Here is a 22,007-nt window from a genome sequence, read left to right as displayed (position 1 = left end):
CGCCGGTTCCAGCCCGGTTGATCTGCGGCCGGGGTTGTTTCGCGGGGTACGCAAATGCCGCTATAGTGCGCCGCGTTTAACTGTTAACGACAGGCCCGATGGCATCCCTTGCAAGATCGACGAGCACGGTAGGTGTGATGACGCTGGCCTCGCGCGTGCTCGGGTTTCTGCGCGACGTGGTACTGGCGGTCATGTTCGGTGCCGGGGCCGGTATGGACGCCTTTCTGGTGGCCTTCAAGATACCCAACTTCATGCGCCGCCTGTTTGCCGAAGGCGCATTTGCCCAGTCGTTCGTGCCGGTGCTGTCGGCCACCAAAAGCCGAGACAGCGGCCAGGAGGTCCAAGAGCTCGTCGATGTGGTCGCCGGCACGCTGGGCGTGATTCTGATCGGGGTCACGCTGGTCGGTATTCTCGCGGCGCCGCTGTTCATCTATCTGTTCGCACCCGGATTCGCCAGCCAGCCGGCGCAGTTCGACCTCGCAGTCGACCTGCTTCGTCTGACGTTTCCTTATTTGCTGTTCATTTCGTTGACGGCATTCGCCGGCGGCATCCTCAATACCTATGGCCAGTTCGGCGTGCCCGCGTTCACGCCGGTATTCCTTAATATATGCATGATCGGCGCGGCGGCCTTTCTGTCGCCCCTGTTCGCCCGGCCCGAGATCGCGCTGGCCATCGGGGTTCTGTTGGCCGGCGTGGTCCAGCTGGCCTTTCAGGTCCCGTTTCTGATCCGCCTGGATCGAATGCCCCGGCCGCGATGGGGCTGGCGCAACCCGCAGGTCCGGCGGATCCTGCGTCTGATGCTGCCGATCCTGTTTGGCTCGTCGATCGCGCAGCTGACATTGTTGCTGGACACGATCATCGCCTCGTTTCTGGCATCGGGCAGCGTCAGCTGGCTGTACTACGCCGATCGGCTGATGGAGTTTCCGCTGGGCGTGTTTTCGATCGCGATCGCCACCGTTATCCTGCCAAGTCTGTCGGCACGACACGCCAGCAAGTCGGCCGCCGAATTTTCGGATACGCTGGACTGGGCGCTACGCCTGCTCGCGCTTGTCGGGCTGCCGGCGATGGTGGGCCTGTTCGTGTTGGCCGGGCCGCTGGTGACCACGCTGTTCAACTATCGTTCGTTCACCGGTCACGACGCGCTGATGAGTCAGTATGCGTTGATGGCTTATGCCTTGGGATTCATGGGTTTTTCATTCGTCAAAGTACTCGTTACCGGTTTCTTCGCGCGCGAGGATTCGCGCACCCCGGTGCGCTGCGGCGTGATTTCGATGATCAGCGCCATGATTCTGAATCTCGTGTTCGTCGGCGCGTTCATTCTGATGGACTGGCCGGCGCCGCACGCCGGTCTGGCGCTGGCAACCTCGATCGGTGCATTCATTAACGCGGGCCTGCTGTATCGCGGGCTGCGACGCGACGGCGTCTACCAGCCGGGCGCGGTATGGCGCCGTTTGCTGATCCAGGTCGGTCTGTCGTGTCTGGCCATGGGCGTCGTGCTCGGCTTCGGTGCCGCGGATCTCGAGACATGGGTCGCCCGTACGGCATTCGAGCGTGTGCAGTGGCTCCTGGTCTGGCTGGCCGCCGGCGTCGGCATCTATTTCGCCTGTCTGGCGTTGCTGGGCGTACGCCCGGCGGATTTCACCGCGGTCGGTGAAGGCTGACCGTGCGGGTTGTACGCTCGGTTCGACGGATGACGCCGCTGGCCGGCGGGTGCGCGTTGACGATCGGCAACTTCGATGGCCTGCATCGCGGTCACCGTGCGATCGTAGCGCAGCTCAAATCACGTGCGGGGGCCATGGACGTACCGTGCGCGATGATGAGCTTCGAGCCCATGCCGCGCGAGTTCTTCGATGCGCAGGGTGCGCCCGCGCGGCTGTCGTCGCTGCGCGAGAAGATGCAATCCGCACGTGATCTAGGCATCGATTTATTCGTCTGTGCACGCTTTGATTCGGCGTTTGCGGCGCTCTCGCCCGAGCGGTTTCTCGAAGAGCTGATCGGGCGTCGACTGGGCGCGCGCTATATTCTGGTCGGCGAGGATTTCCGCTTTGGCAAGGCGCGAGCCGGTGATCTGGATACGCTCGCTCGCTTCGCTGCCGATCGCGATATCGAAATCGCGCCGTTGCCCGAAGTGTGTGTCGATGGCGCCCGAGTCAGTTCAACGCGCGTGCGCCAGGCACTGGCGGAGGGGGCGGTCCGCCGTGCCGCACGCCTGCTCGGGCATGATTACTGGGTCAGTGGGCGCGTCGTCAAAGGCGAGCAACTCGGCCGCACCCTCGGTTTCCCGACGGCCAATCTGCGTCTTGCGCGCCGCCCGGCACCGCGCTACGGCGTCTATGCCGTACGAGTCGACCTGGGCCAGGGCAGGCAATATGGCGGCGCGGCCAGTTTCGGCGTGCGGCCGACGGTCAACGGGCGCGAGCCGCTGCTGGAAGTGTTCCTGCTCGATTTCGACGGCGATTTATACGGTCGTCGTATTGACGTATCCTTCGTAGAGTTCATACGCGGCGAGGAGCGGTTCGAATCGCTGGACTCGCTCACCCGGCAGATGCACCGTGACGTCGAGCAGGTGCGCCGCTGTCTGACAGAGCACGACAACCCATGACGCCATCTTCCGATACCGACAAGGGCATAGCCCACGAGCGCGGCTTCCAGCTGCAGAATGTCCACTGGTTGTGGCTATCCGTGCTCGTGATCGGTGTGGATCAGCTGACCAAGCAGCTGGTCGTGAACAACCTCGAACTGTTCGACCGGATAAGACTGTTCGACTGGCTGAACCTGTCGCGAATGCACAATACCGGCGCGGCGTTCAGCATATTCGCCGGGGCCACCCCGTGGTTCTTCGTCGGCCTGAGCGTCGTTGTTTCCGTCGGGATCCTGGTCTGGATGCGTCGTCACCCGCACGGCGAGCGGTTGGTCGCCGCATCGCTGGCGCTGATTCTGGGCGGGGCGCTCGGCAACGCCATCGACCGCGCCACGCGCGGATTCGTGATCGATTTCGTCGATTTCCATATCGCCGGCTGGCACTACCCGGCCTTCAATGTGGCCGACAGCGCAATCGTGCTGGGTGCGATTCTACTCGGGATCGACATGGTCTGGCCGCGCCGCCGGGCGGCCGACCGACCGGATTGACGCCGGGCCCGGGCCGAACGCCGGCAGATCATTCCGGCCCGCGGCCAGAGCTACGGATCGTACTACCAGCAATCGCGACTGATCTGGCTGGTAGCCGCCGTGCCGTTGGCGCTCTTCTGCCCGAGCTGATTGATGGATAGCGTCTTGCAGGCGTCGTTCTGCTGGTCACCCTGTGCGGTGGCGGTAATGGTGAACGTGTCCGACTTCGCGTTTGCCACGGACAGTACGTACGCGCCGTTCTCGGTCTTGTTCGGCAATCCGAGGCCGCCAGTGCCGAGGGTGGGCGTGTACTTGTAATTCGTGGAGAAGAACTGCTCCTGCCGATTGGCGCCCTGCATCAGCAGGCTCTGGGCATCGGCGCGCTTGGATTTGCGCACGTATTTCACATAGTTGGGGTAGGCGATAGCGGCCAGAATGCCGATGATCGCCACGGTAATCATCAGTTCGATGAGCGTGAAACCCCGTGTTCTGTGTCGTTGTTTCATGTCAGCGTCGAATCTCCCGCCAGCTGCGGCGTCCGTCGGCCTGGGCGCCTGAAAATATGTTGATCACGCGTCGTGAGGCGTCCGAGGCGCCCACCACGACCCGATCCCCGATTTGGGACGTATCGTTCAGATGCAACGCCGCTCCGGGGGCGCCGCCCTTGATCGCGACGCCCGACACCACGACTTTCTGACCGTTGACGGTCACGGTATCCGTCGGCGTCGTGTATTGGCGATCGCCGTTGAGATCGAAGCTGGCGAAGTCGGTACGGCCGCCGGTACGGGCTTTAACCTTCATGAAATAACCCGAGCCCTCCGTGGTACAAGCTTGTACGTCCGGGATGGTCGTGCTGAAACTCACGGTCTGGCCTTCAAGTGCCGGATTGCTGACGATCAGCTCGCCCGTACCTGCCGGCAGATCGAGAACCCAGCCGCGCTTGCCCGGATCGTTGCTGGCGTTGCTCTGCTGATAAACCACCGGGTTGTCCGTCACCACTCGATAGGTTTCGCCGTTGCTGTCCACGGTTTGCGCCAGGACATCCTGGACGACCAGATCCGAGCGGCTGAGATTGGCGGTTCTCGTCGGTACCCAGCCGTCGCCCGGGGCGAAGTTGAAGGTGCCGACATCCCATACGCCATAGACGCTATTGCGCAGGCCCGTGTTCAGGGTCGCATCGCTGTTTTCGATATATTTGCCCGTGCCCACATATACCATCACGCCATAGTTGTTGCCGAACGAATGAAGGCCGACCTGGGGCTGGGTGGTGATCGGTTGCGGGTTGCCATTGCGATCGCGCGCGGTGAACAGCTTGGTTGCGCGCCAGTTCGCCGGTGTCTTGGCGGTCAGATCGAAGCGCCAGACGTTGCCGTACAGATCGCCGGCGTAGGCATAATCGACGATGAAATCACCATCGACGTCGACAGGAAAGGGTTCGCTCAACCCGTTGCTGCTGCCCCCGTTAGGCGGTGTGGCTCCGGTTTCGATGGGACCGTTGGTGATGAGATTGCCGCTCTGGATATCGATCAGAAACAGCGACGCGCTCTCTCCATTGCTGTTATAGCCGTTGCCGGCCATGGCTGCCCACTGACCGCTATGCAGCCGTACGATAGACGGCTGTCCGAACGTCTTGCCCAAACGTGGATGCGAGAACTCCCACATGAATAGACTGGACGGATTGGACTCGACGCTGGAAAACGCGGATGGGTTGGTGATATCGAGCGCATAGAGCGTTCGGCCGCCGTTGCCCAGGCCGCCGACGAGCACGGTATGCCATGCGCCGTTGTAGGCGACATCGCCGGTAGCCGGGGTACCGTCGACATAGTATTGATGCTGATAGTCGGTACGGGTCAGCTGCGACAGATTGGCGGTCACGCCGCCGGGGATGAAGGCGAATTGCTCGCTGCCGTCACTGGCCGCGAAACCGTGCAACATGCCGTCGTTGGCGCCGACATACACCATGGGTTTGCGGCTCGCATTGGCCTGGGCGAACGCGCGACTGTTGCCCGCCGCGCTGTAGGGCCCTGCGGCAGCTTCCGGTGAAACGGGGGCGTTCGCACCCAATCGGAGATCCTGCCAGTTGATGGGATAACGCAGACGGTCGGGTGCGCCCACGTATACCGGCGCCGAATGGACGATATCACCGAGGACGGTCGTGCCGCGGTTGCGGAACGAACCGATCGGGGAACGGGATTGCTCGAGACTGCGGTCGCCTCTGAGGTAGTTGATCTGGTTGGCGGTCAGCGGATCGCCCAGAAGCGACGTCAGGCCGCCCAGCACCGTTTGGAGAGCCGTCGGACGAAAGGCATAACCCCGATAATTCGGGTTCGCCGCGGTGCCTTGGGCCAGGGAAATGACAATACGGCGGTTGTTGGCGATCGTGGCGTTGGTTTTGCTCGTATCGACCAGGCGGTTGGCCGCCGACCAGATCGGCGTATCGCCGATCGACGCGCCGTTCAATGCGTAGGCCTTGAGGTCGCCTTCCCAAGCGCCGCCGGTGAAGCTGGACTGATATATGACCGAATTCGTGCTCAGGCTTCGCGTATTGGATGATACGGCGGCCTCGGAGCCCGCGGCGTTGATGATCTCTTCCAGGGCGGTGGCGAACGAGCTGGCGATTTCGGCCGGGGTGTTCGCGTTGAGTAGCGTGCCGCGGCTGTTGATCGTGGCATGCCAGAGGTCGTCGATCTCGCTCAGACCGTAGCTGTTGTCGTTCAGGTTCAGCTTGGACCAGTCCGGCGGGTTGCGGTATGGGTCGGCGTTCTGGCTTGGGTACTGGGCCGTATTACCGAAGATCAGTCCGCGTTGCCCGAGGGTGACGCCGAAGGTGACCATGTGCAGGTCGTCCTCGCAGTCGAGCCAGGGGTCGGGCGGGTTATCGTCACAGCCCAGCGGCGTAGGTACACGGTGACGTTCGATTCCGCGCTGTCTTTCGTTGGGGACCGAGCCGAGATTCTCGTAGTATTTCATCGCCACATCGGCGATCGTGTTCGAGTAGTTATCGCCGAACGGTGCACCGAAGGTCTTGCGCGCATTACTGCTCTGATCGGCGTTGCCGACGCCGTTGACCGAGTCGGTGTTGTAACCGTCTGTGAACAGGAGCGCGAAGTTTTGCTGGCACGATGATGTGATGATGTTCGCGTTGTTCTCGAGCTGTTCGCCGAGGAACTTCAGGGCCTTGCGATTGGGTGTACCGCGGGCGGCTGCGAAGTCCGTCGAGAATATCTGATCGTAGAACGCCTGCCGGTCGGTGGTCGAATCCAGATCGCGCATCGTGAGCGTGGCGGGGTTGTTGATTGTGCAGCTACCGACACGGGCACCGTTGATCTCGCTGAAAGCGCCCGTGATCCCGCCTCGCACGGCCAGGTGACGCTTGCGGTAATAGGAAAACCAGTTGGCAAAATTCTGCATGGCGGCGTTGTAGGCGGCCGTGCTCGAAAAATTCTCGGGCTTGATCTCGTAGCCGTACAGGTCCTCGCCGTTGGATCCCTTGCCGAGAATCCTCGCTGCGCTGTTACTCCATCCGAAATTACTGGGCAGCGTCGTCGATCGAAGCAAATAAAACGTGGCCGGATAATAGCTGACCGGGATGCTTTCGTTGCCCGTAGTCTTGTCGGTGGTAGACGGATAGAAACCCGTAGCTGTTGTGTTGCCACCATTGACCGTCGCCGAACGATAGAAGGTGTAGCCGCTGCGGCTGCAATAACCGAACAGCGCTTCGAAAAGACCTGCGGAGTAGAAATCGCTCGCCGATCGGACACAGACGTTCGACATCGTTGTCTGTGACCCGGTGGTGATCGTCTGGTAGTAGCTCACCCCGGCCGGTATCACCATGCCGCTACGGAAATCGAACAATTCACCATCGGCCGTCGACTGTCTGGCGACGGTCAGGTTCAGTGTTGCCGAACGCACCTTGGGGTCGTAATAAGCCGACGTGGCGTTGGCATCGGCGTAGCCGACCCACGGATCGTACGACACGGCCGGATTGAAATAGGCCACGTTGAATTCCGGCGATCGCGCGAATCCCAGACTCGGGATCGGCGGAACGGCCGAGTAGTTCGAATAGATACGTCGGTCGCGTGCACTGCAGCCGCTGCCGTCCGCGTTGCAGCCGTTGTAGCCGTTGGGAAACAGATAGGCATAGCCGACCGGACTGCTCTGCACATAGGTGCCGCTCTGCCAGGCCGAGCGGGTCGAGTCGTTCCAATAGAGCAGCCCGCTGTCGGTCGGGAACAACGTTTCGAAATCCATCGAGCCCGAGTTGTCGAGTGCGACCATGATGTTCGGCTTGACGTTGCCGCCAGAAAACAATGGGCGATTGGACAGATTCAGGTCCTTTGCCATGACGGGGGCGACGATGCCCGTGCCAGCCATGACGCATGCCACGGCGTACAGGCAACGTCGTATCCAGGCCCCGCGGCGTGATCCCGCTATCCTCGCCATCAGTAGTTTTTCTCGTAGATGCTTTGGGTCACGGCGGTCGCGTTCGGGTTCTGGCCGTGCGCTCGGGCGGTGATCCGGTAGTACACGCCGCCATCGCCGACCGCGGCCCGATCAGGGTCCAGATCCGCGCCATGGAACTGGTATTGCATGGCTTCGACGAAGAACTCCACCTTTTGGTCACCCACGTCGTCGTCGCTATCGCTATCGACCGCCACCGCCGGGTTGTTCCATACCGCGTCGTCCAGGAACGTCTTGTAGGCGCCGCCCGACGAGCCGTCTAGCTTGAGCATGCTGCTCTCGCGACAGACACGGATAGGCGTCTGCGTGTTCGAACCGGTGGTGGTGCCGCCCGGGTTGCAATCATAGAAGGAGGGTAGGCTGGCGAACGTCGCCGAACCAAGACGTCGTTCGGCGTGTCGGAGCCCGGCGTCGGCAGCCTGGCGGGCGCGTGATTTTTCTCGCAGGTTGGAGCTCATGCGCTCCTGCAAGGTCGACGAGTTGAGCGCCGATACCGCCAGCAACGTGATCACCACAAGAAAGATGAGGCTGGTGATCAGCACGAAACCGCGCGGAGCGTGGCAAGGCATGCGAGGCGGAATTCGGTTCATGGTAGTCGATTTCGAAGTGCGACCATCTGGTCGATGAACTGGTAGGCGTGGCGGTCGGTGCTGGATGTCGTGAACGAGCTACCGTCGGCAAACGGATAGGTTCGCGTTACCGGACTCGGCAGCACGTTGGCTTCGCTACGCAGCAGCAGCTGTATCCGCAGGCTGACCACACCGGCGCCATTGGCGGCCGTCGGTGCGTCCACATATGTGTCTGCGGATCCGTCGCCGGAGGTGTCGACCCCGTAGACCACGTTGAATCGCTGGACCTGCTCGATGATCGGCTGGGAGATCTTGGAGCCCTTGCCGCTATAGTCGGCACAGAGCAGCGTGTCCTGATCGTTGACATACAGCTCCATATCGGCCGACTCGATCAGAGGGCTGCTCCCGGCCTCCCCGATCTCGCGGCCCTGACAATCGTGAACGCCACCTGCGGCTTCGAAACGCAGCCGCAGCACATCGCTCTTGCCGCCGCCTCCATCGACGCCCGCGACCACCGCGCGATCGACATAGTCCGCCTTGTGTGTGCCGTTGGAGGTGCCGCGCCGGAACGGCTCGGCTCCAAGATCCGCGCGAAAACCGGCATGGGCGATCACGTTTTCGATGATGAAGCTGGCCAGCCGACTGTTTTCCTGCAGGCTCGCCATATTCTGCTGATAGCGAAAACTCTCGCGATTGCCGAGCAGTATCTGCAGGATGCCGGCCAGCAGGATCAGGGCGATGACCATGGCCACCATCAGTTCGACCAGGCTGAAGCCCGAATGCCGGTGTCGGGTCGTTGGATACGGACTCACGGTCGCACCATGGTTTCAAAGGTGATCGGTTGGCTGCCCGTGCCGGTCGTGTCGGTATTGCGTTGACGTTCGTTCCATGTGATCTGAACGCGATACCTGACACACCGGCTGCCGTCGGTCGTAGTGCAGCTGAGCTTGCCGCGTCCGCCCGGCAATTGATCGGCTATCGACTTGTCCCATGCCCATGCGTCGTAAGCGGCCATCGCGGAGGGCGTACACGAAGCGCCCGCGCGGCAACTCCTGGGCGCCGCGCTCGCAGCGGAGGGGTTGTCGATCTGATCGTAGGCGTTGATATCCACGCCGGCCGGGTTGGCGCGCATTCGGTCGGCGATATTGTCGGCGGCGATGGTCGCCTGGCTGCGAGCGGCCGACAGCTGCGTATTGACGAGACTGAACGTCTGCAGCCCCAGCAGTCCGAGCATGCCGATCGAGATGACCACGATCGTCACAAGGGCTTCCAGCAGTGTGAAACCGGATTGGCGTGTAGTCGTCATGATCCGGCCGCCGTCGTTTCGGTCGCCACGCGGCCGGTGGTAGCCAGTTTGACCGCCGTGGATTGAGGGCTGGTTGCTGCTGTCGCGATGAACGTGCCCGCATTGAGGATCGCGAAGCCGTTGGCATCGAAGATCACGCGATTGCCGTTGCCGTTGAACGATATCCGGACATCGGCATCGAGCGCGCCGCGTACGCGGACCCGATTGACGCTGGTCGGCGTATCGCTGCCCGGATCCGGGGCATAGATAATCCAACCCACGCCCCAGCCGCTGTTGGGGCTGCAGCTGGATTGGTCGACACTCGGGCACACGTACACCGCCCGCCCCCGGGTGACGGCCTGACTTCGCGCATAATTCAGAGCGCCGACGAGATCGTTGACGCTGGCGGCCATGGCATTGCGTTGCACCATGCTGCGATACGAGGGGATGGCGATGCCGAGCAGGATCGCGGCAACCGCCAGTGCCACGAGCAGTTCAAGCAGCGTGAAGCCTCGGCTGGCAGCCGCGCCGACGCAATCGTGTTCGAACGATGATTCCCCCATGCACCCAGTATCGGCTGCCGCCGTGACCGAGATCGTTCACGCGCCGACCAACGCGCGCGCCACGCCGATGAATGGTGACGTGGAGCGTCACCCGTGGTGCACGTTCGAAGACGACGGCGTCAGTGAGCGTGGGCCGATTGCAACCAGCGATCGCGATGGCCGCAGTTCTCAATCAGCGGCCGTGGCCGGGTCCGCGTTCCCTGCGGACTCGCCACCGAAGGACGCCAGGCATGTTGCGGTTCGTGAACCACCCTGACCACGCGGCACGGCGAATGTCTCGCAGGCGGGTCTGTCGCGCCATCAGCTTGTGGCCGATGATCTGTGGCGCGACCTCGCCACCCTCCGCGCAGGGTGCCGACTCGTGGTCGGTCGATCAGCGTCGCCGGGTCCGGCTCATACGAGGGCGCGTTCGTACCGCAGGTATTATTTCACCGATGCGGACCGCCCGGGGCTCGTGACGGCGGCCGCGAAGTCGGAATCGAAGGATCCGTATGCTGAAATACGGCCGACGATCTCCGTCAGGCACGCCTCGTCGGCAAACCCCGGCCCCGAATGGTCCGTGAACAGGCGCACGATACGGTATTGATCGTCCGAATCCGGGCCGTCTCCGACCACGGCTAGCCCGTCTGCCAGACACACAACCGTTCCTTGCGGAATCGCATCCGCATCGTTCTGCTTGGCCATGAGCACCCCCTCGCAGCGCTTTGGTTGTAAGAATATTTATTCGCGCTCCAGGCTCTTTATGTCTGATACAGCTAAATGCCGGCAAGCCGACTTTTGTTCAATGACGCTGTGCGTCAGTCAGGCGATGGCCGACAGGCCAGCGAACACATGGCACAGTCTGGGCAGCGGCGGCCGGAGCGACGTGCGCTCGTCGGGGCGGTCTTTTCTTGACATGTCGCGCATCGGGTCATGCTGTTCGGGCCGGTTGTGTGCGCTTTCCCCGATGACGGGCTTCGCCTGCGAATCCTAGTCTGCGCGACGCGGCACGTTCTGTGCCAAACGAACGTCGGGCCGGAACGCCGGTTCGGAGGTGACGTTCGACGATCGGTCCGGGGCAGGGGGCGTCAATCGAACGATCGATGAATCGTCCGGCCATGGCCGAATCAGGCGATCAGTAGGCCGCCATCTTTGCGCGATGGTGATCGGAGTCCATGACACCCCGTATCAAATACCGGACTGCTTCGGTTAAATCGCGTTTTTCTGGGGATGGCTTGGTTTCTGCCCGCGGTGGCCGACCGTGCGGCGATCCGTCCTTGCGAACAGGAACGCCCGAAATGGGCAATAGCGGCGGCGCAGGCTGGCCCCGTCTCTGATCAAGAAGCCGCGCCTCGGCCCTGAAGACGAGAGAAGCGATGGTGCCGGGGAGAGGAATCGAACCTCCGACCTACTAATTACGAATCAGTTGCTCTACCGACTGAGCTACCCCGGCCCGATTCGGCAAGGCGCGGATTATAGAGAATTGGCCGGCGATGGACAACGGGCCTGGCCCGTTGCTTTCGCGGCGAGTCGGAGTACGTGTCGGGTGGTGGTCTCGGGACACGAGCCAACAGAACGGGCAGCCGGTCGTTCGGCTGCCCGTGTTGAACGAGGCTGTTGCGGAATCAGTCCTCGGTCGCGGCCAGTTCCGGAGTATAGGTCGGTGCCGCGCGCGGCTGGGCGACCTGCTGATAACCGTAGGCCAGGCGAATGAGTGTTGGCTCGTCGAATTCGCGGCCGAGCAGTTCCATGCCTACCGGCAAGGCGGGATCCGTGTCGGCCATGCCGGCCGGCATCGAGAGCGCTGGAAAGCCGGAGAACGGGCTGAGCCGGTTGTTGCTGCCTGTGCTGGGCGAACTGCCCAGTTGGGGAGCAAGACTCAGAACCGACGGGTAGAGCAGCGCATCGTAAGGTGCGCCGAGGGCGGCGCCCTGATCGTCTTGATTGTCCAGGATCCGGAGCAGACCGCCGCGAACGATACCTGGCCGTTGTTCGAGATTGCGCTGGTAGGCGGCACGGTAGGCCACGGCTTCTTCGCTGTCGTCGTCGGTGTTTTCCAGCGCGCGACCGATGGCCCCGTAAAAGTCGAACGTGCCCTGGTTGCGCTGTTCATAGAGCATGCTGTCTGCCACGGCATCGAAGCTGCGTAGATGACCGTCGGCCGACGACGGCCAGCTCATCAGATAGGCCGTCAGATCCTGGCGGAATTCGTAGCGCGAGTTGCTATCGAAATCGGTGAGATCCGACAGTGCTACATCGCGTGCGGCCAGATCCTCGGCGGTAAGAATATCCACCGTTGCACCGGCATCGCGCATACGATCGATCGCGGCCATGAGCACGCTCTGAACCTGGGCATTCTCGCCGCTGCCATCGCCGAACAGCGGCATGAGGGCAGCGATATGGGCGCCGTCCAGCCCCTCGGCGTCGAGGAAGTCCGTATAGGTGGCGGGCCGGTTGGTCAGTGTCTGGTAGGCGTCGGCAGAATCCAGAAGGGGCGCATCGTAGGCGAACGCCTGGCGCTGGTTGCTGGTCTGTGACGCATCGAAGCCGGTCATGGCGTCGAGCATGAGCGCGCAATCTTCGACCGTACGGCACATCGGGCCGCCGGTATCCTGCGATGCCGCCAATGGCACGATGCCGTCCTGGCTGACCAGGCGCAGGCTCGGGCGGATGCCGACCAGACCTTCAAGGCTCGAAGGCACGCGGATTGAACCGCCGGTATCCGAGCCGGTACCGGCCATGGCAAAGCTGGCGGCGATGGCAGCGCCGGTCCCCGACGACGAGCCGCCCGGTCCCTTGGTCGGATCATAGGCGTTCTTGACCTGGCCGCGGATCGAGCTGCTGCCCTGGAACCCAAACGCGAATTCGTCGAGGTTGGCCTTACCGAGGACCAGCCCGCCGGCCGCTACGATGCCAGCCACCGAAAACGCATCGTCCGGTGTCTGGTTGTAGGCGAGTGCGATTCCGCCGGCGCTGGTGGTGATATCGGCGGTGTCGAAATTGTCCTTGAGCAACACGGGCACGCAATGCAAGGGTCCGCTCGGCCCGCTTTGTTGATAGGCAATATCCAGCTCGCGTGCGCGCTGCAGAGCCAGCGGGTTGACGCGAACCACGCTACGTAGCTCGGGCCCTTGGGAGTCGTAGGCCTGTATACGGTCGATATAACCCTGCACCAGCGCCTCGCAGGTCAGAGTGCCGTCACGCATGGCCGCATGAGCCTGTGCGATGGTGCCTTCCACGAACGAGAACGTTGCGGGATCGGTCGGCGTATCCGGCGTATCCGGCGAGCCCCCGGCGCTGACCGACGAATCGTTCGAGTCGTTGCAGCCACTCAGAAGCCCCGCGGCCAGCAATGCCGCAAGCCATAACCTGGTTTTCATTCGGTTCCCCATTGGATCAGTGATAAAAGCGCGCGTCGCGAACGCGACGAATGGCAACGACGCGCGAGGCGAAGCCGCTCGGCGCGTCGCTTGGCGAAATGCAATTTCGATGCCACGGCCGCTGGCGACGTTCGTTCGGGCATGGCATGACTTGCGCGGGGCGGCGTTTGTTGAGGACAATGCGGCGCGGTCGTGCCAGGTGGTGGCCATGCGACCTGCGAGCGGTTGCACGGAGAGGTGGCAGAGCGGTTGAATGCACCGGTCTTGAAAACCGGCAGGGGTTCACGCCCCTCGTGGGTTCGAATCCCACCCTCTCCGCCATTTCATGCGTAATCGAGCGGTTCTCGCCGACCGGGATTTTCGGGTAAAATCCCGCGAAATTGGCTCATGAAGGACTCGCGCATGCACGAACAAGCACTGATCGATACCGCCAAGGCGCTCGTCGCCGACGGCAAGGGGATTCTCGCCGCAGACGAATCGACCGGCACCATCAAGAAACGCCTGGATGGCATCGGCGTCGAATCGACCGAGGAGACCCGCCAGGCCTATCGCAATCTGCTGTTCACCACGCAGGGCGCAGAGGATTACATCAGCGGCGTCATCCTGTTCGAGGAAACGCTGTTCCAGAAAGCTGATGACGGCACGCCGTTCTCGAAGCTGCTGGCCGACAAGGGCGTCATCCCCGGGATCAAGGTCGACAAGGGGGCCAAGCCGCTGGCTGGCAGTCCGGACGAAAAGATCACCGAGGGACTGGACGGCCTTCGTGATCGCTTGAACGAATATCGCGAAGCGGGTGCTCGATTCGCCAAATGGCGGGCGGTGATCGATATCACCGACGAACGCCCGAGCGACTACTGCGTGCACGTCAATGCTGGCGCGCTGGCACGCTACGCGGCGCTCTGTCAGGAAGCCGGCATCGTGCCGATCGTCGAGCCGGAAGTACTGATGGATGGCGCGAACTCGATCGAGCGCTGTGAAGCGGTCACCGATCGGGTGCTCGATGCCGTATTCACCGAACTCAAGCGCCAGAACGTGTTGCTGGAAGGCATGCTCCTCAAGCCGAACATGGTCATCGCCGGCAAGAGCAGCCCGCAGCAGGCCGGCGTCGACCAGGTCGCCGAAGCCACTATTCGTTGTCTCAAGCGTCGCGTGCCGGCCGCAGTGCCGGGCATCGTGTTCCTGTCGGGCGGCCAGAGCGATGAGCTCGCCACCGCCCACCTGGATGCAATGAACAAACGCGGTCCGCATCCTTGGGCGCTGTCGTTTTCCTATGGTCGGGCGCTGCAGGCGCCCGCGCTGGCGGCCTGGCAGGGCAAGCCGGAGAATGTGGAGGCGGCGCAGAGCGCCTATTTCAAGCGCGCGCGCAACAACGGCGCGGCTGCCCGCGGCGAGTACAGTTCCGATATGGAAAGTGCTGCCTGATCACGGGTTCGCATCGGATGAAAAGGCCCGGCTATGCCGGGCCTTTTTCGTGAAGGGTCTGGGCCGCTTTGTGCCGTGCGAGCGGTTGACCGCGTCGATGTAGTGGTCGATATTGGTTGTGCACAAGACACGACGGCGAAACGGCGGCCGCGCACAGCAGATCCGTCGCGGTTGACCACACGCTGTGTTCTAGCAAATGAGGAGAAACCAATGAAATCGACCCGATTGTGGATGCCCGCGTTGACCGCGGGCCTGTTGATGGCGGCCGCCGTATCGGTCCCGGCGCTGGCCGCGGATAGCGACAACAGCATGGGCAAGGACAAAGCGTCGGCTACAGGCAGTGAAATGCCGGCGACCAAGGCCCAGGCCGAACAGCTGCGCGAAGTGCCTGATGACCAGGCCGGCGGGATGACCGGAGAGCAGGGCGCAAAAGCCGGCGGGATGCCGGCGACCAAAGCCCAGAAAGAGCAGCTCAAGGAAACCGACAAAATGTCCGGGGACGAGTCGGAGTCTTCGGATTCCAAGAAATAGGCGACCCAGGTTCGCCCGTTCATTGCCCGGCCGCGAGCCGGGCATTTTTTGTTCGAATCCAGCGCCGCCCGGCCGTACGTAGGGTAGGCGTATGAGCAACCATGGTGCGAGCATACCGCGACCGCACGATCTTTCAGCGGGCATGAACCGGCGACACGCGGCGCGATTGCGCCATTACTGGGCAAGCCTTGGCTGGGCGCATCACGATAGCGTGGATATCGATCTGCTCGCTCTCGGTCTGGTACGCGAAATCGAGGACGCCGGTCGGGCGAGCCGGTTCGTCTTGACTGCGGCGGGGCGCGATGCGCTTGGCGCCGGGCTGGCTGACAGCCGCGCACGACGGCGGCCGCATGCACGGCTGGTCGGGGCGGTGGCAGAGCACCTGGCCGACACCGGACGGCTTGTATTCACCGAGCTGTCGGTTCGTACCGAGGGCGACAACGGCTGGCGGGTGTGCAAGCCCGATGTGTATTCGCTTGTGCGCGGTCTGCGCCCGGACCATCTGGCCGCGCAAGTGCACGAAATCAAGTGTCGACGCTCGGACCTGCTGCACGAGCTGCGGTCCGGCAAGACCGAGCGCTACCACGAGCTCGCAGGTCAGATATTTTTCGTGCTCGGCCCGGGCGTGGCCGAACCCGACGAGATACCCAGCGCCTACGGCGTCGGTTTCTGGGATACGAGCGGCGGCTATCGCATTGCACGCGATGCGCCGCGACGTGAGTACGAACTTCACACCCGACACTGGATGGCCATGGCGCGTGCCCGCCCGTTCGACAGCGGCGAATTGCGTAGCCCCGTTCAGTATTGCCTGTAAGCCGGCGGCGACGGCGAACACCGGTTCATCCGATGTTCGCCGCGGGCGCGATGGAGCGGCGCGGTCGCCGCTCCATCGTTCGGCCGGCTAGTCGTTGCCGTCCATCATGGTCTTGATATTGTCCAGTCCGGCGCGATAGACCGTCTTCATGACCTCGCGGGCCTTGTCGGCGGTCTGACCCTCGGCCGGGTCGAACCGGCCTTTCCAGATCACCTTCGACTGTTCGTTGCCTTCAGCTTCGACGGCGATCGTTGAGCGATAGTTGGCCACCGGCAATACGCCGTCGAGAATCTTGTAGCTGTAGCGCATCCCCTGGTCGTCCCAGGTGATCAGTTGCTCGTCGATTGTCCCTCCGTCGGTGAGGGTGAGGTGTCGCTTTGCGCCCGGCTTGTTGTTCTCGCCTTCGGTGATGTCGCTGCTTTCCACGGCCGGATGCCACAGACTGATGGCATCGAAATCCCGAATGGTGCTCCAGACTTCATCGGGCGCGGCGTCCACGGTCTGGGTTTCGGTAACCGTGATGCTCCCCGCCTTCGAAGAATCCATCTTTGTCATATCGTCGGCAGCAATGGCCGAAGTGGCCCAGCTGGCGGCGACAACGACACTCAAAGCGAACGTGGCCCGGCCGACCCTGCGCGATGCGCGAATATTCATGCGGTACTCCTCGTTATCTTGTTATGGCGATAAACGCCCGGCCAACGGCCAGACGGTTTGGCCAATGTATACCGCGCACGTCACGTCCACCAAGTGGGCGGCACGCTGTCGGGGCGCCTCGTTTGCCGTAAAGTGTCGGTTTGATCACCGTCTTGTCGCGGAGTAACGCTCATGTTCGTGTCCCGGCCGTCGAGGCCCGCGCGGTTTGTCTGCGCCTTTCTGGCAATCTATCTGGTGCTGATGCTGTCTGGCTGTGGCATCAACAACATTCCGACCTACGACGAGCAGGTCAAGGCCGCCTGGGCACAGGTCGAGAACCAGTACCAGCGGCGTGCCGATCTCGTACCCAATCTGGTGGAGACCGTGAAGGGCTATGCCAACCAGGAACGGGAAACGCTGACGGCAGTAACCGAAGCGCGGGCCAAGGCGACATCGATCCAGGTCGATGAAAGCATCCTCAACGACCCGCAGAAGCTCCAGCAGTTCCAGGCGGCACAAGGTGAGTTGTCGGGCGCGCTGAGCCGGCTGATGGCCGTGTCCGAACGCTATCCGGATCTGAAGTCCAACCAGAATTTCCTTGCCCTGCAGTCACAACTCGAGGGTACGGAGAACCGTATCGCCGTGGCGCGTCGGGACTTCATCCAGGCGGTTCAGCGCTACAACACCGAATTACGTACGTTCCCGGGTCGCATCTGGCATTCGTTGATGTATAGCGACATGCAGCCCCATGCCAACTTCGAAGCGACGGCCGATAACGCCGAGCAGGCGCCGCAGGTCAAATTCTGATGCGATCTTTGCGCTGGGCCGGGCTGGTGGCACTGCTGGTCTGGGTATGCACCACCGCCGTTGCCGCGCCCGAATTCCCGCCCCTGACCGGCCGCGTGGTCGATAACGCCGGCATGCTCGGTGCCGCGGACGAGGCGCGGATCACGGATATGCTGGCAGCCCATGAACAGGCGACCGGCGAACAGGTCGTCGTGGTGACCCTGCCGGACTTGGGCGGCGAGACCATATCTGACTATGGCTACCAGCTCGGCCGCCACTGGGGTATCGGTCAGGCTGAGAAGGACAACGGCGCCCTGCTGATCGTGGCCAAGGCCGAGCGGCGGGTGCGTATCGAGGCCGGCTATGGCGTTGAAGGCCGGCTGACCGATGCCCAGTCATCGGTGATCATCAACGACATCATTCGTCCGGCCTTCCAGCAGGGTGATTATGCCAAGGGCATCGTCGAGGGCACCGCCGCCATAGTGCGCGTGCTGGGCGGCAACCCGATGGCGGAGCCGGATCGGCGAAGGCGCGCGCATGACGGCCCTTCGCTGTTGCCTTCAATCGGATTTTTCGTGCTCATGGTTGTCATCATCCTGGTGTCCGGTGGGGGTGGCGGCGGTGGCGGCCGGGGACGCCGCCGACGCGGCTTTCTCGGCGCACCCATATTGATGGGCGGCGGCATGGGCGGCAGTAGCGGCGGCTTCGGCGGCGGCGGCTTTTCCGGCGGCGGCGGCAGTTTCGGTGGCGGCGGCGCTTCGGGCGGCTGGTAGCCGTTTCCTCGACCAACCAGGTCAGATACATGACGATGCTCAATGAACAACAGCGCGCTCGGGTGGCCGAAGCCATCGTGCGGGTCGAACGTGATACCGACGCCGAACTTGTGACTGTGCTGGCCGAACAAGCCGACGATTATCGGTATATTCCGTTGCTCTGGGCCGGCCTGGTGGCACTGGTCGTACCCGGGGCGGCGCTCTTCGTGATCACCGATCTGAGCGCGCACCTGTTGTTCCAGGTTCAGTGCGTGCTGTTCGTGGTGCTGGCATTGATCTGCCGGCTACCGACGGTGACTACACGCCTGGTGCCGCGCTCGGTTCGGCACTGGCGTGCCGCCAATCTCGCCCGACGGCAGTTCCTGGAGCAGAATCTGCATCACACAGCGGATGCCACCGGCATGCTGATCTTCGTCAGCGAGGCCGAACGCTATGTCGAGATCCTGGTAGATCGCGGTATTTCCGAACGCGTGGGCAACGACGTCTGGCAGTCGATCGTCGAACGTTTTACCGAGCGTGTACGCGCCGGTCAGACGCTCGATGGGTTCATCGAATGTGTCGATGCCTGCGGCGCGCGTCTACGCGAGGCTGTGCCTGCGACGCACGAACGCAATGAATTACCGAATCGGCTGGTGGTGCTCGACTGATATCTCGTGCGCGCTCTAGCGCTGTGGGGCGGCCGGGCCGCTCGAAGATCGGTGCGTATCACTCCCGGCATTCGCGGGCATTGCGGCCTCTAGCAAGTGCAGGCCGGAAGGCCGTAAATCGCGCGCGGCGAGACTCGTCCGAACGCCTTCGGCGAGCGGCTTTGGCATGTACTGAAAGGCGTCGAGACCGAACACGGGTTCGCCGGCCAGACGAACTTGCTAGAATAATCGGCTTTTCTGCGATGGCTGCAGGGGGCGAGATGAGTGACGACAAGCCGTTGGTCGGCGTGATCATGGGCAGCAAGTCCGATTGGGACACGATGGCGCATGCCCATGAGATGCTCGAAGAATTCGGCGTGATCCACGAATGTCGCGTCGTTTCGGCGCATCGCACACCGGACGTCATGCGCGACTATGCTCATTCGGCGGCCGGACGCGGCCTGGAGGCGATCATCGCCGGCGCCGGTGGCGCAGCCCATCTACCCGGCATGGTCGCCGCGCAGACGACGGTTCCGGTGCTGGGCGTGCCGGTGGAGAGCCGCGCGCTCAAGGGGCTGGATTCGCTGCTATCCATCGTGCAGATGCCCGGTGGCGTGCCGACCGCCACCTTCGCCATCGGTCAGGCCGGGGCCAAGAATGCGGCCCTGTTCGCGATTGCCATGCTCGCCAACAGCCGGCCCGCGCTGCGCGATGCGCTGGAGCAGTTCCGTACGCGTCAGGCGGACAAGGTCCGCGCGGATACGCTGCCATGAGCCGGCCGATCCTTCCGGGTGCGACCGTCGGTGTGCTAGGTAGCGGCCAGCTCGGGCGCATGTTCGCCATAGCCGCACGGCGCATGGGTTATCGGGTTCACACCTTCTCTCCGGGTGACGATACGCCCATGGGCCAGGTCGCCGACCGCGAAGCCGTCGGCGATTACAGCGACCTCGCCGCGGTCGCCGAATTTGCCAGCCGTGTGGACGTGGTCACCTTCGAGTTCGAAAACGTGCCTCACGAAGCGGCGCTCGCCGCGGCCGAATACGTCCCGGTGCGCCCCGACGGCCGAGTGCTGCATATCGCCCAGCACCGCCAGCGCGAGAAGGATTTCCTCGCCGACGCCGGCTTTCCCACCGCGCCGTTCGAGCACGTCCCCGATCGGGCGGCGCTCGGCGCCGCCGTCGAACGGCTGGGTACGCCCTGTGTGCTCAAGACCGCGGGTTTCGGCTACGACGGCAAGGGCCAGGCGGTCATTCGCAATAGCGCCGAGATCGATCAAGCTTGGCAGAGCATCGGTGCAGGAGAAGCCGTGCTGGAAGGCTTCATCGACTTCGAGCGCGAGATCTCGGTCGTGGCCGCACGCGGCTGTGACGGGGCATTCGCACACTTCGGTGTGACCGAGAATCGTCATGCCGACCATATTCTGGATGTGTCGATTCCCGATCCGGACCTTGATCCGGCGATTGTCGAACGTGCGGTCGAGATTGCACATGGCGTCCTCGATGCGCTCGATGTCGTGGGGGTCTTGTGTGTCGAGTTCTTTTTGTGCCGCGATGGGTCGCTGTTGATCAACGAACTCGCACCGCGGCCGCATAATTCGGGCCACTTCAGCTTCGATGCCTGTATCACGAGCCAGTTCGAGCAGCAGCTGCGTGCGGTCTGTGCGCTGCCGCTGGGCGATACGCAGCGCCTCCGCCCGTCGGCGATGGTCAATCTGCTGGGCGACCTTTGGGAGCAGGGGATGCCGGACTGGCGGGCGGCACTCGCCGACCCGGCACTCAAGCTGCACCTCTACGGCAAGTCCGAGGCCCGTCCCGGGCGCAAGATGGGGCATATGGTGGCGTTCGACGACGACGGCGAACAGGCCGCGCGCCGTGCGATCGCCGCACGCGACGCGCTGTTGCGTCGATGACAGGCGGCCGCTCCGCCGCACGGTTCGGCCGCGGTCGGGTTAGATGAGGCAATCGCCGTCCGGGGCACCGGCCCGGCGTAACGTGGTGGCCCACGTTCTGCATCAGCTGCGTTCGCCTTACTATCGGTATCGGAACGCGCGCTATCTGCACGGCGTACGTGTGGCAGTGGCGATGTTGTTCTCGATCGCGCTCACCTCGGGCCTGGGTATTCCCCACGGTTTCTGGGCCTCGGTGACCTTGCTGGTGGTGATCGGCGGGCTGCAGCATCACGGCAACATCCGCCGCAAGGCGGCCGAGCGCGCCATGGCCACGGCCATTGGCGCGGCACTCGGCCTGGCCCTCATCGGTCAGCACAGCGTGATCGGCTCGATGGCGTTGACCTATCTGCTGGTCTCGGTGCTTGCGGGTGTCTGTGCCTATTTCGCCATCGGCAAGGGCGGCTATATCGCTTTGCTGACCGCGATCACGCTCAGTATCGTGGCGGGACACGGCGACAATTCCATCGATATCGGCCTGTGGCGGGCGTTCAATGTCGCCATTGGCACCGTTATCGCGTTGGTGTTCTCTTTCGGCTTCCCGCTGTATGCCACCTATGATTGGCGCTATCGCCTGGCCGAGAACCTGCGTGAGTGCGCGCGTTTGTATCCCTGGGTGATGATCGGCCAGCCGATGAGCGCGCAGGAACAGGTGACACAGTTCGCGCGTCTGTCCGGTCGACTGGTCGGCCTGCGTTCGCTGATTGCCCCGGCGGCCAAGGAGATGCACGTGCCGGTGGCCCGGCTCGAGGAGATCCAGCGCCTGCATCGGTCGATCATCAGCGCCTTGGAAATGCTGGCGGTGGCTGCCGTGGATCGCGACGCCAAACTGGACTGGGGCGATACGTACTCGGTGCTGATCGCCCGTCGGTCGACTATTCGGCGCCAGCTGCTGGCGACCGGACGAGCGTTGCGCTCGGGCGATGTCACGCGTCTGGAGCGCATGGTCGCTCGCCAAGCGGCAACCGGCGCCGGGCCGGCGCCCGACCAGAGTCTTGCCTACGAATTGCAGGGCTCCTACTGGCTGGCCCAGCGGCTGTCTGAACAGGTCGAGCGCATGTTGCACGAGGTCGCCACGCTGCCGCTCAAATAAGCGTATCCACCGATCGGTTACGCCGATTATTACGCTGTC

21 protein-coding genes and 2 tRNA genes are annotated in these 22,007 nt (G+C 63.1%); 13 read left to right on the top strand and 10 right to left on the bottom strand.

Going from position 1 to position 22,007, the window contains the following annotated elements; genetic code table 11:
* Positions 1 to 98: 98 nt before the first annotated feature.
* The 3 genes from murJ to lspA are packed head-to-tail and all read left to right on the top strand — an operon-like array spanning position 99 to position 3,129.
* The gene (murJ, locus tag T31B1_RS08850; RefSeq protein WP_353249120.1) at positions 99 to 1,661 is read left to right on the top strand and encodes a murein biosynthesis integral membrane protein MurJ; all 1,563 of its coding nucleotides are present in this window, start codon (positions 99 to 101) and stop codon (positions 1,659 to 1,661) included.
* A gap of 2 nt (positions 1,662 to 1,663) precedes the next feature.
* Complete coding sequence (locus T31B1_RS08845) at positions 1,664 to 2,602, top strand: bifunctional riboflavin kinase/FAD synthetase (RefSeq protein ID WP_353249119.1); 939 nt, start codon at positions 1,664 to 1,666, stop codon at positions 2,600 to 2,602.
* Positions 2,599 to 3,129, top strand: coding sequence for a signal peptidase II (gene lspA, locus T31B1_RS08840; RefSeq protein ID WP_353249118.1), 531 nt, complete (start codon positions 2,599 to 2,601; stop codon positions 3,127 to 3,129). The genes T31B1_RS08845 and lspA overlap by 4 nt, the downstream gene beginning before the upstream one ends.
* Positions 3,130 to 3,191: 62 nt before the next feature.
* On the opposite strand, the gene T31B1_RS08835 is transcribed toward lspA, so the two are convergent.
* The 9 genes from T31B1_RS08835 to T31B1_RS08795 form a co-directional block, all read right to left on the bottom strand.
* Positions 3,192 to 3,614, bottom strand: a complete 423-nt coding sequence (locus tag T31B1_RS08835) for a type IV pilin protein (RefSeq protein WP_353249117.1) — start codon at positions 3,612 to 3,614, stop codon at positions 3,192 to 3,194.
* Position 3,615: 1 nt separating this feature from the next.
* Entirely contained in the window at positions 3,616 to 7,482 is a 3,867-nt protein-coding gene (locus T31B1_RS08830; protein ID WP_353249116.1) for a pilus assembly protein, read from the bottom strand.
* A 68-nt stretch (positions 7,483 to 7,550) separates the two neighbouring features.
* Entirely contained in the window at positions 7,551 to 8,138 is a 588-nt protein-coding gene (locus T31B1_RS08825; protein ID WP_353249115.1) for a pilus assembly PilX family protein, read from the bottom strand.
* A gap of 17 nt (positions 8,139 to 8,155) precedes the next feature.
* Positions 8,156 to 8,950, bottom strand: a complete 795-nt coding sequence (locus T31B1_RS08820) for a PilW family protein (RefSeq protein ID WP_353249114.1) — start codon at positions 8,948 to 8,950, stop codon at positions 8,156 to 8,158.
* Complete coding sequence (gene pilV, locus T31B1_RS08815; protein ID WP_353249113.1) at positions 8,947 to 9,444, bottom strand: type IV pilus modification protein PilV; 498 nt, start codon at positions 9,442 to 9,444, stop codon at positions 8,947 to 8,949. The genes T31B1_RS08820 and pilV overlap by 4 nt, the downstream gene beginning before the upstream one ends.
* A complete protein-coding gene (locus T31B1_RS08810) occupies positions 9,441 to 9,986 on the bottom strand; it encodes a GspH/FimT family pseudopilin (protein ID WP_353249112.1) in 546 nt (181 codons plus the stop codon). Before T31B1_RS08810 ends, pilV begins: the two co-directional genes overlap by 4 nt.
* A gap of 423 nt (positions 9,987 to 10,409) precedes the next feature.
* Positions 10,410 to 10,670: a hypothetical protein gene (locus T31B1_RS08805; RefSeq protein WP_353249111.1), complete on the bottom strand. Its 261-nt coding sequence runs from the start codon at positions 10,668 to 10,670 to the stop codon at positions 10,410 to 10,412.
* 672 nt (positions 10,671 to 11,342) lie between these two features.
* Positions 11,343 to 11,418 (bottom strand) — tRNA-Thr (locus tag T31B1_RS08800).
* 172 nt (positions 11,419 to 11,590) lie between these two features.
* Entirely contained in the window at positions 11,591 to 13,345 is a 1,755-nt protein-coding gene (locus T31B1_RS08795; RefSeq protein ID WP_353249110.1) for an amidase, read from the bottom strand.
* A gap of 231 nt (positions 13,346 to 13,576) precedes the next feature.
* Between T31B1_RS08795 and T31B1_RS08790 the strand changes: the two genes are divergently transcribed.
* From T31B1_RS08790 to T31B1_RS08775, 4 genes are all read left to right on the top strand, one after another.
* A tRNA-Ser gene (locus T31B1_RS08790) sits at positions 13,577 to 13,666 on the top strand.
* Between the two features lie 81 nt (positions 13,667 to 13,747).
* A complete protein-coding gene (locus tag T31B1_RS08785) occupies positions 13,748 to 14,767 on the top strand; it encodes a class I fructose-bisphosphate aldolase (protein WP_353249109.1) in 1,020 nt (339 codons plus the stop codon).
* 210 nt (positions 14,768 to 14,977) lie between these two features.
* Positions 14,978 to 15,298 (top strand): hypothetical protein, encoded by a 321-nt coding sequence (locus T31B1_RS08780; protein WP_353249108.1) that lies wholly within the window; start codon positions 14,978 to 14,980, stop codon positions 15,296 to 15,298.
* A gap of 142 nt (positions 15,299 to 15,440) precedes the next feature.
* The gene (locus T31B1_RS08775; protein WP_353249107.1) at positions 15,441 to 16,112 is read left to right on the top strand and encodes a hypothetical protein; all 672 of its coding nucleotides are present in this window, start codon (positions 15,441 to 15,443) and stop codon (positions 16,110 to 16,112) included.
* Positions 16,113 to 16,199: 87 nt separating this feature from the next.
* Here the strand turns inward: T31B1_RS08775 and T31B1_RS08770 are convergent, their stop codons facing one another.
* Entirely contained in the window at positions 16,200 to 16,658 is a 459-nt protein-coding gene (locus tag T31B1_RS08770; protein WP_353249106.1) for an SRPBCC family protein, read from the bottom strand.
* Between the two features lie 348 nt (positions 16,659 to 17,006).
* On the opposite strand from T31B1_RS08770, the gene T31B1_RS08765 reads away from it, so the two are divergent.
* The 6 genes from T31B1_RS08765 to T31B1_RS08740 all read left to right on the top strand — a co-directional run bounded on the left by T31B1_RS08765 (position 17,007) and on the right by T31B1_RS08740 (position 21,968).
* The gene (locus T31B1_RS08765; protein ID WP_502950963.1) at positions 17,007 to 17,552 is read left to right on the top strand and encodes a LemA family protein; all 546 of its coding nucleotides are present in this window, start codon (positions 17,007 to 17,009) and stop codon (positions 17,550 to 17,552) included.
* A complete protein-coding gene (locus tag T31B1_RS08760) occupies positions 17,552 to 18,304 on the top strand; it encodes a TPM domain-containing protein (protein ID WP_353249104.1) in 753 nt (250 codons plus the stop codon). Before T31B1_RS08765 ends, T31B1_RS08760 begins: the two co-directional genes overlap by 1 nt.
* Before the next feature lie 29 nt (positions 18,305 to 18,333).
* On the top strand, positions 18,334 to 18,951 hold the full coding sequence (locus T31B1_RS08755; protein ID WP_353249103.1) for a TPM domain-containing protein: 618 nt from the start codon (positions 18,334 to 18,336) through the stop codon (positions 18,949 to 18,951).
* 260 nt (positions 18,952 to 19,211) lie between these two features.
* The gene (gene purE / locus T31B1_RS08750) at positions 19,212 to 19,703 is read left to right on the top strand and encodes a 5-(carboxyamino)imidazole ribonucleotide mutase (protein ID WP_353249102.1); all 492 of its coding nucleotides are present in this window, start codon (positions 19,212 to 19,214) and stop codon (positions 19,701 to 19,703) included.
* Positions 19,700 to 20,839, top strand: a complete 1,140-nt coding sequence (locus tag T31B1_RS08745) for a 5-(carboxyamino)imidazole ribonucleotide synthase (RefSeq protein ID WP_353249101.1) — start codon at positions 19,700 to 19,702, stop codon at positions 20,837 to 20,839. Before purE ends, T31B1_RS08745 begins: the two co-directional genes overlap by 4 nt.
* A 43-nt stretch (positions 20,840 to 20,882) precedes the next feature.
* Complete coding sequence (locus T31B1_RS08740; RefSeq protein WP_353249100.1) at positions 20,883 to 21,968, top strand: FUSC family protein; 1,086 nt, start codon at positions 20,883 to 20,885, stop codon at positions 21,966 to 21,968.
* Positions 21,969 to 22,007: the final 39 nt, after the last annotated feature.

The sequence above is a fragment of the Salinisphaera sp. T31B1 genome (genome assembly GCF_040361275.1).
GTDB lineage: Bacteria > Pseudomonadota > Gammaproteobacteria > Nevskiales > Salinisphaeraceae > Salinisphaera.
The sequence above is the reverse complement of the archived record's forward strand: the minus strand, read 5'-3'. Positions and strand labels throughout refer to the sequence as shown.